This is a genomic window from Nocardia sp. NPDC050712, from assembly GCF_040654295.1.
GTDB lineage: Bacteria > Actinomycetota > Actinomycetes > Mycobacteriales > Mycobacteriaceae > Nocardia.
Map to the genome: position 1 here is coordinate 2,151,534 of NZ_JBFAHT010000001.1, position 14,527 is coordinate 2,166,060.

Here is a 14,527-nt window from a genome sequence, read left to right on the forward strand (position 1 = left end):
CTCCTAGCCACCGATAGACGCACCGAACCCGGCCCCGCACAGAGCCACTGCGAGATGACTTCCCCAGGGGCTCAGGCGATAAACCACGGGGTAGGTAGGCGTTACCCATCGCACACTTCCGGGACCGCGCCGACGTCGCGCGGTGACCTACGGCGGCGAGCGTTTTCGCGGTCTCCCGTTTGCCTCGGTCCCGGCGCGTTGCCCAGCAAATCTTCAGCGAACATGACGTCTTCCGCCTACCATCGCGGCATGACGACGACAAACACTGCGAACGAAGGGCCACTGCAGACGCTCGCCCGTGGGGCCTGGCAAACGATTCTGCTGATGGGCATTCTCTCGGCCGGACTCGGCGTGCTGATCCTGGCCTGGCCGGGTCAGACGGCCGTGGTCGCCGGTGTCATCTTCGGCGTCTACCTACTGATCAGCGGCGTGCTGCAGCTGATCGCGGCGTTCGGCGCACCGGCCCGGGCCGGGCTGCGCGTGCTCGCCTTCATCAGCGGCGTGCTGTCGATCATCATCGGGCTCTTCTGCTTCCGTGACGAATTCACCGCGGTGTGGCTGCTCGGCCTGTGGATCGGCATCGGCTGGCTGTTCCGCGGCATCGGCTCGCTGATGTCGGCCATCTCCGAGCCGCGACTACCGGGCCGGGGCTGGATGGGCGTGTTCGGCGCGCTCACCACGATCGCCGGCATCGTGCTGATCATCTGGCCGTTCGCCTCGGCGGTCACGCTGGCCTGGGTGGCGGGTATCTGCCTGGTGGTGCTGGGCATCATGGAGATCATCACCGCGTTCCGGGTGCGCTCGGACGCCCGCCGCTGGCAGGTCGGCGCGATGGACTACCGGCCCGGCCAGTACCGCGTCGCCGAGTACCGCGGCGGCGAGACGCGGCCGGCGAGTTACGACGCCACGATCTACCGCTCCGGGGACAACGAGCCCGCTCCGCGCCGGGATCAGCAAACCCACGACGCTATGTAGTAGACGGGCTCGAGATCTACTAGCGTGTGCTCATGGATTTCGTTTACAAGCTGGTGGTCGTCACCCACCTGCTCGGCATGGCCGCGGTGGTCGGCGGTTACGCGGCCGGGCAACCCAGGGTCAATGAGGTCATGGTGTGGGGCGCGCGGGCGCAGCTGATCACCGGAGTGATCCTGGTCGGGCTGGCCGAATCGATCGACTCGCTCGGCAAGGACCCGAACATGACGAAGATCGGCGTCAAACTGGTCGTCTCCGTGCTCGTCGCGGCTTTCGCCGAGATGGGACGCGCGGATGCCAAGCGCGGCAAGGACATTCCCTGGATGACCCACGCCGCGGGCGGTCTGGCCGTCGCGAACGTCCTCGTCGCGACGCTGTGGACCTAGTTCCGCGCTGACGCTCAGGATGACAGCACAGCTCCTGTCATCCTGAGCGCCGCGCAGGACCTCAGGCCTCGAACAGCGACTGTCCGATATACCCGCCGGGTGCCGTGATCCCCGGCGGGATCACGAACACCGACGACCCCACGGGTGTGGTCCACACGTTGAGGGCGTCGAAATCCGCCAGCCGTTGCTGCACCGGTAGATACTGCGCGTCCACATCCCGCTGGAACGCCGCGAACAACAACCCCGAGTTGGAGACCTGCCCCGGCTCGGGCGCGTCGTCGTAGTTGTAGCCGCGGCGCAGGAACCGCTCCCCGTCGTGGGTGTGGTGGGCCCGCGCGATATGCGAGGACGGCGGGATCACCGGAATTCCGAGCCGGTCGACGGCCTCGAAATCCGGCGCGTCGAACTCGGCGCCGCCGGTCAGCGGCGCACCGCTGTCGATCTTGCGCCCGACGCTGAGTTCCCTGCCGTCCGGGTCGATCTCGTCCCAGGTTTCCAGGTTCATCGCGATCCGCCGCAGCACCAGCGAGGTGCCCCCGGCCAGCCACGGCTGGGCGGCGCCGTCGTCCCAGACCAGCCGATCGAGGTCGGCGCCGCCGAGGTTCTCGGTGCCGTCGACCTGGCCCATCAGATTGCGCGGTGTCTGCCCGGGCGCCGCGTCCCGGAAACCGCGCTGCACCCAGCGCACCGTGGTCAGCGTGGTGACGCTGCGGCACAGCACCCGCACCGCGTGCGCCACCGTGGTCACCTCGTCCGCGCCGACCTGGAGCACCAGATCGCCGTCGCTCCACCGGGATTCGAGCTTGTCGATGCGGAACGACGGCAGCGGGCGCAGCCAGGCGGGCCTGCGGTCCGCCAGCCCGGCGTGTGCGAACACCGCGGGCCCGAATCCGATGGTGACGGTGAGCCGGGCCGGACGCGCGGTCAGCTGCGGTTCGGTGTCGGCGAGCGCGGGCGTGCCCTGGGTCAGGCGGGCCGCGTCGCCGGACCAGATCCGCAGGATGCCGATGAGGTCCTCGCGGGTGCTGCCGGGCCGCAGATCGAGGCCGACGAAAGCCACGTGACGCTGCGGCGCGGTCGCGATCCCGGCTTGACGCGGACCGTAGAACGGTTCCGTCGCGGTCGGCGCGGGCTGCCCCAGGCCGGAGTCGCCGCGCTGGAGCGCGACCGCGCCCAGTCCGAGCCCGGCCGCGCCCGCCGCGGCGGCGCTGCCGCCGAGCAGCCGCCGCCGGGTGAACCCGCTCGCCCGCGATTCCGGCTCAGGCACCGGGCGCGTGGGTCGGCTGCGGGCCGTGCTCGCCCTCGGTGCCGTAGTCCTCCTGGTTGCCCGGGAAGTCGCGCACCTGCGCGGTGAAGGTCTCCGACGAGCCGTCGCCGAAGACGATCGTGATCGGGGTGTCCGATCCGGTGCGCAGCGCCTGGTGCAGGCCGATGAACATGATGTGGTCGGCGCCCGGCTTCAGGGTGAGGCTGGAGTGCGCGGGGATGGTGTAGCCGCCGGGCTTGGGCTGCATCAGCTTGGTGCCGTCGGCCTTGGTGATCATTTCGTGCAGCTCGATGCTGCTCGAGGCCGGGCTCGAGCCCGACACCACGGTGATCGCCTGGTCGCTGTCGTTGGTGAGGGTGCCGAAGGCGGCCGACATCCCGCTGGGCGCGGCCTTGACCCACTGGTCGCTGAGGGAGACCTGCTCGGCGGCGGTCCGGGTGGCGGTGTCCTCGGTCGAGGAACACGCGACGAGCAGGAACGGCACCGTGGCCAGGGCGGCGGCGCCGCGCGCCAGGCGCGAACAGGTCGTGGTCGGGACAGACATGCGGATACTCCGAATCGTTGTGGGGGACCGGCGGGCGCGGGCAGCGCTCCTCGCCGGGTACATGCCGGCGCAGCCCGAGCCGGGCCGCGGCGGCTTTCCACCGTGCGCGGCACCAGGTTTCGGCGAACGTCTCGCCGGGGATCGGGCTGTGCGGAGAGGTCCCGGCGGCAGGCCGGGAACTGGTCAGCAGTACGCGGGTGGTCCCCGGCTCCCGATTCCGGAGCTGAGAAGTAGTCGGCGCGCGGTGCGCACCGGTCCGGCCGCCGCGCTCGCGCGGGCGGCAGGCAGCCGGGCGGGCCGGGTGACGAGGGCGCGCAAGGCTTTCCGCACGCTGGCCGCGGCCCGGGTGAGCCCGAGTTCGGCGGCCCGGATCAGCAGCGCGCCCACCGGGACGGCGACCAGGTGCGCCAGCAGCATGACCGCGCCGGCGTGGGAGCCGTGCTGGTGGGCGGGCGCGAGCGTCAGCGCGGTGTGCCCGATCGCCTGGCCGGCCATGAGCAACAGCACGAGTTCGGCGAGCCCGGAGCGCCGGGCGCCGGTGCCGGAATGTCGCGGCGCGCCGACCGTGACGCCGATCAGCCCGCACGCGGCGAGCAGCAGGGCGATCGAGGAATCTCCGGGTGCGACCACGCCGCCGCCGAGGGCGTGCGCCGCGATACTCACTGCGCCGGAGGCGGATCCGATGAACGCGCCGCGCAGCGGCCGATACGGCGTGGCCGAGCGCAGTCGCGCCGCTGCCTCCGCCGGATGTCGCACCGGCACATACTACTGCCGGTCGTAGTCGGTGGTCGACCCCGGACCGAGCGGACGGCGCCGCCCGCTCAGACCGGGCGGAACCCGGCGCCGACCGCGCCGTTCTGCTCGATATCGGCCAGGATCATCCCGATCTGCGTGGCCACCGCCGAGTGCACGGCCGGCATCCGCCCCGGCGGCCCGCTGACCGCCACCGCCAGCGGCGCTTCCGCCAGATGCCCGACGTTCATGCCGACCAGCCGATCGCCCAGCGTGACCGGCGCGCCGGAATCGCCGGACCGCGAACCGGTTTCGTTGCGGAACCACCACGGGTGCGCGTCCCAGACGACGCCGCAACCGTATCCGGTGGTGCGGCCGTTCTTGCACACCAGATCGCCGGGCCGGGGCCCGGCGCCGATGCCGTCGATCCGGGTCGCGGCGACCTGCCGGACCGGGACCACCTTCCCCGGATCGAATTCGATGACCGCGTAGTCGTCGTCGGGGTCCACCAGCGCGACCGTGCCGATGGGCCCCGCCTCGCTCGCCCGCTCGGCCCGCACCGGCGTGCCCAGCTCGGCGCAGTGCCCGGCGGTCAGCCCGACCAGGCGTTGCGCGCGGTCGTAGCCGATGGTGGTCAGGGTGCAGGCGGCCTGCTCGCCCAGGGTGATGCCGGAGCCGCCGCCCAGGACGGCGGTCGGTAGCGCCGAGCCCGGCCCCGCGGCGAGCGCGGTGCCGGACACCGCGGCGAGCGCGGCCAGCAGCAGGGCGAACCGGGTCCGCGCGAGGGCAAACATACTGTTAACTGTGCCTGCGCCGACGAGCCGCCGGGCTACCCTTCCGTTGCAGGTAGGACACGGTTCGGCTGGATTTCGAAGGGCCGGTCGGCGCTCAGATCACGACTTCGCGGGGCACACGCAGCCGCGGTCGAGTTGCCCGGCGCTGGTGGCCTCGCAGAAGCGCTGGGAGATCCGGTCGTGCGAGTCCCGGGGATGCGTACATGCCGGGCAGGCATCGTCGTCGGTGGCGGTGGGATTCGGATCGATCGCTACGTCGGTGGCAGACATTCCGCTCCTGCGTCCTGTGCGTGCACTGATCCAGCGGCGTCGGACACACCGAAAGACTGCGAAGAAACTCCGCACCCCGACGCTACACGCACCACGGCCCCATGGATTTCGAGGTCCATGGGGCCGTGGGCGGTAGCGGGTTCAGCGGACGAAGATCGACGCCCGCTCGGCCAGATCCAGCAGTGGCTGGGGGAACACACCGAGGATCAGGGTCGCCGCGGCGGTCGTGACGACGATGGTCCAGGTGAGCACCGGTGTCACGACAACCGGTGCGTCCGTGGGCGGTTCGGTGAAGAACATCAGCACGATCACCCGGACATAGAAGAACGCCGCGATCGCGCTGCACAGGACGCCGACGATGACCAGGTAGGGGGCGTGGTCGGCGGCGGCGGCCTGGAACACCGCGAACTTGCCGACGAAGCCGGAGGTCAGCGGGAGCCCGGCGAAGGACAGCAGGAACAGCGCGAAGATCGAGGCCAGCCACGGTGCGCGCCGGCCGAGTCCGGCCCACTGTGACAGCGCGGTCGCCTCCTCGCCGTCGGCCGTGCGGACCAGGCTGACGACCGCGAACGCGCCGACGGTGCCCAGGCTGTAGGCGACCAGATAGAACAGGATCGCGGCGGTGCCCGCGTCGGTGGCGGCGACCAGACCGATCATCAGGAACCCGGCGTGGGCCACCGAGGAGTAGGCCAGCATCCGCTTGACGTCGGTCTGGGTGATGGCCAGGACCGCGCCGGCGACCATGGTGGCGATGGCGACCGCGGCCAGCACGGGCCGCCAGTCGTCGCGCAGGCTGGGCACCCCGATCTGGATGACGCGCAGCAGCGCGCCCACCGCCGCGATCTTGGTGGCGGCGGCCATGAACGCGGTGACCGCAGTCGGCGCGCCCTGGTAGACGTCGGGCACCCAGGACTGGAACGGCACCGCGCCGATCTTGAACAGCAGCCCGACCGCGAGCATCGCCACCCCGAGCAGCGCCAGCAGGGCGTTGGAGGGGTGGGCGATGAGGGCATCGGAGATCCCGGCCAGCTTCACGGTGCCGGCCTGGCCGTAGAGCAGGGCCACGCCGTAGAGGAAGAACGCCGACGAGAACGCGCCCAGCAGAAAGTATTTGAGCGCCGCCTCCTGGGAGAGCAGCCGTTGCCGGCGGGCCAGCCCGCACAGCAGATACAGCGGCAGCGACAGCACTTCCAGCGCGATGAACATGGTGAGCAGATCGTTGGCGGCGGGGAACAGCAGCAGGCCGCCGATCGCCAGCATGGTCAGCGGGAACACCTCGGTGGTGGCGATGCCCGCTTTCTCGGCGGTCCGCTCCAGGGCGCTGCCGGGCACGGCCGACGCCTGCGGGGTGAACGCGTCGACGACGCGCGGGCGGGCGGCGTTCAGCGCCCAGGTGCCCGGGCCGGAACGCCGTTCGGCCACCGGCTGGGCGTGCCGCTCGGCCATGAACACGATGCCGAGCAGCGAGACCACCAGGATGATCCCCTGCAGGAACAGGCTGACACCGTCGATCGCCACCGCGCCGACGACGGCGGTCGCCGAGGTGCCCGCCAGCCCGATCACCGCGGCCAGCGCCGCGCCCAGGCTCAGGATCGCGAGCAGCACGTGGGTGACATAGCGCGCCCGGCGCGGCACGAACGCCTCGACGAGCACGCCGGTCACGGCCGCGCCGAAGACGATCAGCATCGGCAGGATCAGGCTGTATTCGATACTCGGCGCGGGCACGGTGGCCGCGAGAACTGCGCTGTTCACTTGTGCGTACCTCCGTGGCTGGTGGCCGGTCCGGCCTCGGTGACGGCGGGGACGGCCGGCTCGGGGTCTTGGCGCCCGATCGTGGTCAGCGTCTGGCTCACCGCGGGATTGATGAAGTCCAGCACCGGTTTCGGATACACCCCGAGGAAGATCAGCGCGGCGATCAGCGGCACCACCACGGCGAGCTCACGCGGGACCAGATCGTGAATCCGCTCGTTGTCCTTGGTCACCGGCCCGGTCATCATCCGCTGGTAGAGCCACAGCACGTAGAGCGCGGCCAGCACCAGCGCGGAGGAGGCGACCACCGCGGCGACCTGGTATCGGCTGAAGGTGCCGACCAGGACCAGGAATTCGCTGACGAACGGCGCCAGTCCCGGCAGCGACAGCGTCGCCAGGCCGGCGATGAAGAAGGAGCCCGCCAGGATCGGCGCCACCTTCTGCACCCCGCCGTAGTCGGCGATGACGCGAGTTCCCCGGCGCGACACCAGGAATCCGGCGACCAGGAACAGCGCGGCGGTGGAGATGCCGTGGTTGACCATGTACAGCGTGGCGCCGGTCTGGGCCTGGCTGGTCATGGCGAAGATGCCCAGGATGATGAACCCGAAGTGCGAGATCGAGGTGTAGGCGATCAGGCGCATCACGTCGGTCTGGCCGATGGCGACGACCGCGCCGTAGACGATGCCGACCACCGCGAGCGTGATCACCAGCGGCGCGTAGGTGCCCGCGGAGTCGGGGAACAGCGTCAGGCAGTAGCGCAGCATGCCGAAGGTGCCGACCTTGTCGACGATCGCCATCATCAGCACCGCGCTCGACGGTGTCGCGGCGACGGCGGCGTCGGGCAGCCAGGTGTGCAGCGGCCACAGCGGCGCCTTCACCGCGAAGGCGAACATGAACCCGAGGAACAGCGCGTTCAGCACGGCCGGTGTGGCGCCGAGCTGGCCGGAGTTGGCGGCGGCGACCACGACTCGCAGGTCGAAGCTGCCGGTGCCGTCCGGGCCCAGGGATTCGCGGGCGGTGAGCACGTAGAGGCCGATCACCGCGGCGAGCATGACGAGTCCGCCGAACAGGTTGTACAGCAGGAACTTCACCGCCGCGCGGGATCGCTGCTGGCGCAGCGCGAGGTCACCGCCGCGCGGGCCGAAGCCGCCGATGAGGAAGTACATCGGGATGAGCATGGCCTCGAAGAAGACATAGAACAGCAGGATGTCCAGCGACAGGAACGACACCAGCACCATGGCCTCGACCAGCAGGGTGAGCGCCATGTAGGTGTGGGTGACCCGCTTGCCGCCGCCGACCTCGCGGTCGTCGTGCCACCCCGCCAGCACCAGGATCGGCACCAGCGCCGCGGTGAGCAGCACCAGCACGATCGCGATCCCGTCGAGCCCGAGCGTGTACCCGGCCCCGAAAGCCGGTATCCACTCGTGGGATTCGACGAACTGGTACTGATCGCCGCCGGGTTCGAACCGCACGGCCAGGACGACGGCGAGGACCAGGGTCGCCAGCGCCACCGTGAACGCGACCGAGCGCGCCAGGGTGCGCTGGGCCGCGGGCAGCACCAGCACCAGGCCGGCGCCGATGACGGGCAGCAGCCACAGTGTGGTCAGCCAGGGATAGTTGCTCACCAAATCCTCACAGCCAGCAGGGCTGCGGCCACCAGGGCCGCGCCGGTGAACATGGACAGGGCGTAGGAGCGCACGAATCCGGTTTGGACGCGGCGGACGCGGCCGGAGAGGCCGCCGATGAGCGCGGCGGTCCCGTTGACGACGCCGTCGACGCCGCGGTTGTCGAGGAAGACCAGCGCGCGGGTGGCGTGGCGGCCGGGGCGCATGAGCACGCCCTCGTTGAAGGCGTCGCCGTAGAGGTCGCGGCGCGCCGCGACGGTGAGCACGCCCGCGGGAACCGGTGCGGTCTCCGGGATTTCCTTCGCCGCGTATTCGCGGTAGGCGACGCCGACACCGATCGCGACGACGAGCAGGGCCAGCACGGTGACGACCCAGGCGGGCAGCAGGTGCTCGCCGTGGTGTTCACCGACGACCGGCGCCAGCCAGTTCTGCAGCGCGGAACCCATGACCAGCAGCACACCGGAGAACACCGAACCGACGGCCAGCAGGATCATCGGCCCGCCCATGGAGACCGGGGCCTCGTGCGGGTGCGCGCCTTCGCGCCACCGGCGTTTGCCGAAGAAGGTCATCAGCATCACCCGCGTCATATAGAACGCGGTGAGCCCGGCGCCGATCAGCGCGGCGGTCCCGAGCGTCCAGCCCTTGGCGCCGCCGGCGTTGAAGGCCGTCTCGATGATCTTGTCCTTGGAGAAGAACCCGGCGAACGGCGGCACCCCGATGATCGCGAGGTAACCGAGTCCGAAGGTGGCGAAGGTGACCGGCAGCAGCTTGCGCAGCCCGCCGTAGCGCCGCATATCGGTTTCGTCGTCCATCGCGTGCATCACCGAGCCGGCGCCGAGGAACAGCCCGGCCTTGAAGAAGCCGTGCGTGAGCAGATGCATGATCGCGAAGGCGTACCCGGCCGGTCCGAGTCCGGCGGCCAGGAACATGTACCCGATCTGGCTCATGGTGGAGGCGGCCAGCGCCTTCTTGATGTCGTCCTTGGCGCAGCCGATGATCGCACCGAACAGCAGCGTCACCGCGCCGACGATCACCACGCCCAGCTGGGCGTCGGGGGCCAGGTCGAAGATCGGCCCGGAGCGGGCGATCAGGTAGACGCCGGCGGTGACCATGGTGGCCGCGTGGATCAGCGCCGACACCGGGGTCGGGCCCTCCATCGCGTCCCCGAGCCAGGATTGCAGCGGCACCTGCGCGGACTTGCCGCACGCGCCGAGCAGCAGCAGCAACCCGATCGCGGTGAGCGTGCCCTCGCTCGCCTGTGGCGCGGCCGCGAAGACCTCGCCGAAGCCGATGCTGCCGAAGGTGGCGAACATGGTGAACAGCGCGATCGCCAGGCCCATGTCGCCGACCCGGTTGACCACGAACGCCTTCTTGGCCGCGGTGGCCGCCGAGGGCTTGTCGTGCCAGAACCCGATCAGCAGGTAGGAGGCCAGGCCGACGCCTTCCCAGCCGAGGAACAGCACCAGGTAGTTGCTCGCCAGCACCAGCAGCAGCATGGCCGCGAGGAACAGGTTGAGGTAGGCGAAGAACCGCCGCCGGTTCGGGTCGTGCGCCATGTAGCCGATCGAGTAGATGTGGATCAGCGAACCCACACCGGTGATCAGCAGCGCGAAACACATGGACAGCTGGTCGAGTTGGAGCCCCATCGGGACTTCCAGGCCCGGCACCGGCACCCATTCGAACAACTCGACGTCCACGGCCCGGGCCGCGGTGTCGCGGCCGAGCATGCCGAAGAACGCGACGGCGGCGAAGCCGAAGGAGACCAGCGCGGCGAGCGTGCCGAGCAGATGGCCCCACTTGTCGCTGAAACGACCGGACAGCAGCAGGATTACGGCGCCTGCCAGGGGCAGGGCGGGCATGAGCCAGAGCGTTGCCGTCTCCATGTCAGAACTTCAGCAGGTTGGCGTCGTCGACCGAGGTCGAGCGACGGGCGCGGAAGATGGTCATGATGATCGCGAGGCCGACGACGACTTCGGCCGCGGCGACCACCATCGTGAAGAACGCGAAGACCTGACCGTCCAGGTTGGCGTGCAGCCGGGCGAAGGTGACGAACGCCAGGTTCACCGCGTTCAGCATCAGCTCGATGCACATGAACACCACGATGGCGTTGCGCCGCAACAGCACTCCCGCCGCGCCGATGGTGAACAGCAGGGCGGACAGGAACAGGTAGTTCTCAGGGTTCACCGCTTGCCTTCCTCGTCTGCCTGGGTATCGGCCGGAGCTGTCTCGGAGCCGACCGAGATGACGGCCGCCTCGGTCAGGGCTTGATTGCGGCGGTGCCGCAGGATGGTGCTCACCGAGTGTTCTTCGAAGGTGCCGTCGGGCAGTCGCGCCGGAATGTCGACGGCGTTGTGCCGCGCGTAGACGCCCGGGGTGGGCAGCGGGGTGGCGCGGCTCTTGCCGTCGCGGAACCGCGCCCGCGACATCTCGCGCTGGCCCAGCTTCGGTTCCAGCTGATCGCGGTGCGCGAGCACCATGGCGCCGATGGTGGCGGCGATGAGCAGCGCGCCGGTGAGTTCGAACGCCCAGACGTATTTCACGAAGATCAGCTCGGCGAGTTCGCCGATCACGTCACGCCCGGCGAAACCCGTGGCGGGGAAGGTGATTTCGGAGTCCCGGATGCCGTTGGCGATCCCGCTCATGAACAGGAAACCGAAGCCGATGCCGACCGCGCCGGCGGCGGCGCGCTGCCCGCGGATCGTCTCCTTCAGCGATTCCGCGGAGTCGACGCCGACGAGCATGAGCACGAACAGGAACAGCATCATGACCGCGCCGGTGTAGACCACGATCTGCACCACGCCCAGGAACAGCGCGTCCTGGGCGATGTACATGACGGCGAGCGAGATCATGGTGGCGGCCAGGCAGATCGCCGAGTGCACGGCCTTGGCGGAGAACACCATGCCCAGCGCGCCGGCCACGGCCAGCGGGGCCAGGATCCAGAACTGCACCGCCTCGCCGCCGCCGGTGCGGGTCAACGGCTCGGCGGCCAAGAGGAATTCGTTCACCGTGCCACTCCTTCGGTTCCGACCGCGGTGGGCTCGAGGTCCCGGCCGACCGGTTCCTCGGAGATCGGATCGGCCCCGGCGACACCGCCGGGAACCGTGCCGCGGTAGTAATCGCCTTCGGTCGCACCGGGATACATGGCGTGCGGAGCCGCTTGCATGCCGGGCTGCATCGGCGCGAGCAGGTTCTGCTTCTCGTAGATCAGGTCGGCCCGGTTGTCGTCGGTCATCTCGTACTCGTTGGTCATCGTCAGCGCCCGGGTCGGGCAGGCCTCGATGCACAGGCCGCAGCCGATGCAGCGCAGGTAGTTGATCTGGTAGACCCGCCCGTAGCGCTCACCGGGGGAGAAGCGTTCGGCCTCGGTGTTGTCCGCGCCCTCGACGAAGATCGCGTCGGCGGGGCAGGCCCAGGCGCACAGTTCGCAGCCGATGCACTTCTCCAGGCCGTCCGGATGCCGGTTGAGCTGGTGCCGCCCGTGGTAGCGCGGCGCCGTCGGCACCTTCTGCTCGGGGTAGGACTCGGTGTTGGGCTTCTTGAACATGGTCGCGGCGGTGACCGCGAAGCCGGACAGCGGTTCCAGGAAGCTGGTCTTGGCGACATCGCGCTGCGCGGCGTCCGCGGGCAGCGGTGGCGTCGGGAACCCCAGGAAGACACCGGATTCCGCCACGGTGACGGGTTCCTCGGCCAGCGGCGGCAGACCGGGTTTGCGCCCGGCCCGCAGGAACATGCCGACCATCAGCCCGGTGAGCGCGAGCCCGCCGAGGACCAGTACCGGGGTCTCGATGTGCAGGCCCTCGGCCTCCGCGACCCGCGCACCCGCCACCAGCATCACCCAGAGCAGCGACATCGGGATCAGCAGTTTCCAGCCCAGACCCATGAACTGGTCGTAGCGCAGGCGCGGCAGCGTGCCGCGCAGCCAGATGAACACGAACAGGAACGTCCACACCTTGGCGACGAACCAGATCAGACCCAGCCAGCCGGCGTCCGCGCCCGGAATCATGTTGAACGGCCACGGCGCGTGGAAACCACCCAGGAACAGGGTGGTCGCGAGCGCGGAGACGGTGACCATGTTGACGTACTCGGCGAGCATGAACATGGCGAACTTGAGCGAGGAGTACTCGGTGTGGAAGCCGCCGACCAGTTCGCCCTCGGCCTCGGGGAGGTCGAAGGGCGCGCGGTTGGTCTCGCCGACCATGGCTACGCAGTAGATCAGGAACGAGGGCAGCAGCAGGAACACGAACCAGGTCGGATGCTGCGCGGAGACGATGCCCGAGGTGGACATGGTGCCCGAGTGCAGGAACACCGCGGCGAAGCACAGTGCCATCGCGATCTCGTAGGAGATCACCTGCGCGGTCGAGCGCAAGCCGCCGAGCAGCGGGTAGGTCGACCCGGAGGCCCAGCCGGCCAGCACGATGCCGTACACGCCGATGGAGGTGATGGCCAGGATGTAGAGCACCGCCACCGGCATATCGGTGAGCTGCAACGCGGTGCGCTCCCCGGCCAGGGAGACCTCGCCGCCCATCGGGATCACCGCGAACGCCATGAAGGCCGGGATCACGGCGATGATCGGCGCCATGATGTAGATGGGCTTGTCGACGATGGCGGGAATGATGTCCTCTTTGAGGGCCATCTTCACGCCGTCGGCGACCGCCTGCAGTGAACCCTTGGGCCCGACCCGGTTGGGGCCGAGGCGCATCTGCATGCGCGCCACGATCTTTCGTTCCGCGACCACCGCCACCATCAGGGTGAGCAGCAGGAAGACGAAGATACCCAGGGATTTCGCGATGATCAGCCACAGCGGATCGTGGCCGAAGAGGGACAGATCACTCATGACGGTGTTCCTTATTCCTCTCGTCGGCGCGCCGGATCTCGACGACGCCGCCGGGTGCGGTGGCGAGCTGTTCGGTGACCGAGCAGCCCGGCGAGTTCTGCGGCAGCCACACCACCCGGTCGGGCATCTCGGTGATCATCAGCGGCAGCGTGACCAGGCCGCGCGGGGTGCCGACGGTGACCGGATCGTCTTCGGCCGCACCGATTTCCGCGGCGGTGGCGGGGGAGAGCCGGACCACGGCCGGGCGGGCGATTCCGGCCAGGTTGGGTTCGCCGTCCTGCATGCGGCCCTGATCGAGCAGCATGTGCCAGGAGGCCAGCACGGCCGTCCCGGCGGTGGGCTGGGTGACCGGGTGCGGCCGGTGCGCGGGCGCCGGCACGGGCTGGCCGTCCCACACGCCGAGTTCGGCGAGTTCGGCGCGCGCCGCCGCGGCGTCGGGCAGATCGAGCCGGACTCGCATTTCGTCGGCGATGGCGTGCAGTACCCGGCCGTCGGACAGTGGTGCGGGCGTGCGGGTCACCATGGATTCGCCCAGGGCGGCGTCGAAGCGGCGCGGGCGGCCCTCCCAGGTGCGGAAGGTGCCGGTCTTCTCCATCGCGGTGGCGACCGGGAAGACCACGTCGGCCCGGTCGGTGACCGGGCTGTGCCGCAGTTCCAGGCTGACCACGAAGCGGGCGGCGTCGATGGCGGCGAGCGCGGCGCTGGGGTCGGGCAGGTCGGTGATGTCGACGCCGCCGATGACCAGTGCGCCCAGGCCCGAGGCCGCGTCGAGAATGCCCGCGGTGTCGCGGCCCGGGGTGGCGGGCAGTTCGCCGACATTCCAGGCGGCCCGAACCTGCTGGCGCGCGGCCGGATCCGCGACCGGTCGACCGCCCGGCAGCAGGCCGGGCAGGGCGCCGGCCTCGACCGCGCCGCGTTCACCGGCCCGGCGCGGCACCCAGGCCAGCGCGGCCCCGGTCTCCTCGGCCAGGTGCACCGCGGCCGAGAGCGCGCCGGGAATCCCGGCGAGCCGCTCACCGGCCAGGATGACCGCGCCCGGCTGGCGCAGCAGCCGGGCGGCGGTGTCGGCGATTTCGGCCGCGCCGGTCCGGAGTGCTTCCAGCACATGGGGTTCCGCGCCGGGCACGGTGGACAGCAGGGTGCCCGACATGCGCTCGAGACCACGCGAGGCGTAGGGCGCCAGCGCGTAGACCGGCAGCCCGCGCTTGCGGGCCGCCTTGCGCAGACGCAAGTAGATGATCGGCGATTCCTCTTCCGGTTCGAAACCGGCGAGCAGCACGATCGGCGCGCGCTCGAGGCTGTCGTAGTCGACGGTCACGCCCTGCCCGGCAACGCGGGCGGCCAGGAAGTCCGC

At 70.2% G+C, this 14,527-nt stretch carries 14 protein-coding genes; 2 read left to right on the forward strand and 12 right to left on the reverse strand.

Annotated features, from left to right (window positions below):
• Positions 1 to 249: 249 nt before the first annotated feature.
• Positions 250 to 975, forward strand: coding sequence for an HdeD family acid-resistance protein (locus AB0H76_RS10350; RefSeq protein WP_357320185.1), 726 nt, complete (start codon positions 250 to 252; stop codon positions 973 to 975).
• A gap of 32 nt (positions 976 to 1,007) precedes the next feature.
• On the forward strand, positions 1,008 to 1,358 hold the full coding sequence (locus AB0H76_RS10355) for a hypothetical protein (RefSeq protein ID WP_357320188.1): 351 nt from the start codon (positions 1,008 to 1,010) through the stop codon (positions 1,356 to 1,358).
• Between the two features lie 61 nt (positions 1,359 to 1,419).
• On the opposite strand, the gene AB0H76_RS10360 is transcribed toward AB0H76_RS10355, so the two are convergent.
• The 12 genes from AB0H76_RS10360 to AB0H76_RS10415 form a co-directional block, all read right to left on the reverse strand.
• Positions 1,420 to 2,625: a Dyp-type peroxidase gene (locus AB0H76_RS10360; RefSeq protein ID WP_357320191.1), complete on the reverse strand. Its 1,206-nt coding sequence runs from the start codon at positions 2,623 to 2,625 to the stop codon at positions 1,420 to 1,422.
• A complete protein-coding gene (locus tag AB0H76_RS10365) occupies positions 2,618 to 3,169 on the reverse strand; it encodes a copper chaperone PCu(A)C (RefSeq protein ID WP_357320194.1) in 552 nt (183 codons plus the stop codon). Before AB0H76_RS10365 ends, AB0H76_RS10360 begins: the two co-directional genes overlap by 8 nt.
• A 183-nt stretch (positions 3,170 to 3,352) precedes the next feature.
• Positions 3,353 to 3,925, reverse strand: a complete 573-nt coding sequence (locus AB0H76_RS10370; protein ID WP_357320196.1) for a hypothetical protein — start codon at positions 3,923 to 3,925, stop codon at positions 3,353 to 3,355.
• 65 nt (positions 3,926 to 3,990) lie between these two features.
• Positions 3,991 to 4,695 (reverse strand): hypothetical protein, encoded by a 705-nt coding sequence (locus tag AB0H76_RS10375; RefSeq protein WP_357320199.1) that lies wholly within the window; start codon positions 4,693 to 4,695, stop codon positions 3,991 to 3,993.
• A 99-nt stretch (positions 4,696 to 4,794) separates the two neighbouring features.
• On the reverse strand, positions 4,795 to 4,965 hold the full coding sequence (locus AB0H76_RS10380) for an RGCVC family protein (protein ID WP_357320202.1): 171 nt from the start codon (positions 4,963 to 4,965) through the stop codon (positions 4,795 to 4,797).
• Between the two features lie 141 nt (positions 4,966 to 5,106).
• Complete coding sequence (gene nuoN / locus AB0H76_RS10385; RefSeq protein WP_357320206.1) at positions 5,107 to 6,717, reverse strand: NADH-quinone oxidoreductase subunit NuoN; 1,611 nt, start codon at positions 6,715 to 6,717, stop codon at positions 5,107 to 5,109.
• On the reverse strand, positions 6,714 to 8,339 hold the full coding sequence (locus tag AB0H76_RS10390) for an NADH-quinone oxidoreductase subunit M (protein WP_357320208.1): 1,626 nt from the start codon (positions 8,337 to 8,339) through the stop codon (positions 6,714 to 6,716). Before AB0H76_RS10390 ends, nuoN begins: the two co-directional genes overlap by 4 nt.
• Positions 8,336 to 10,222: an NADH-quinone oxidoreductase subunit L gene (gene nuoL / locus AB0H76_RS10395; RefSeq protein ID WP_357320211.1), complete on the reverse strand. Its 1,887-nt coding sequence runs from the start codon at positions 10,220 to 10,222 to the stop codon at positions 8,336 to 8,338. Before nuoL ends, AB0H76_RS10390 begins: the two co-directional genes overlap by 4 nt.
• Before the next feature lies 1 nt (position 10,223).
• Positions 10,224 to 10,523 carry an NADH-quinone oxidoreductase subunit NuoK gene (gene nuoK, locus AB0H76_RS10400; protein WP_029892786.1) on the reverse strand — a complete coding sequence of 100 codons (300 nt, stop codon included), beginning with the start codon at positions 10,521 to 10,523 and terminating at the stop codon, positions 10,224 to 10,226.
• Positions 10,520 to 11,344 (reverse strand): NADH-quinone oxidoreductase subunit J, encoded by an 825-nt coding sequence (locus AB0H76_RS10405; protein WP_357320214.1) that lies wholly within the window; start codon positions 11,342 to 11,344, stop codon positions 10,520 to 10,522. Before AB0H76_RS10405 ends, nuoK begins: the two co-directional genes overlap by 4 nt.
• Positions 11,341 to 13,173, reverse strand: a complete 1,833-nt coding sequence (nuoH, locus tag AB0H76_RS10410; protein WP_357320217.1) for an NADH-quinone oxidoreductase subunit NuoH — start codon at positions 13,171 to 13,173, stop codon at positions 11,341 to 11,343. Before nuoH ends, AB0H76_RS10405 begins: the two co-directional genes overlap by 4 nt.
• Positions 13,166 to 14,527, reverse strand: a 1,362-nt coding sequence (locus AB0H76_RS10415; RefSeq protein ID WP_357320220.1) for a molybdopterin-dependent oxidoreductase, incomplete at its 5' end; no start/stop codon positions are given. The genes AB0H76_RS10415 and nuoH, both read right to left, overlap by 8 nt.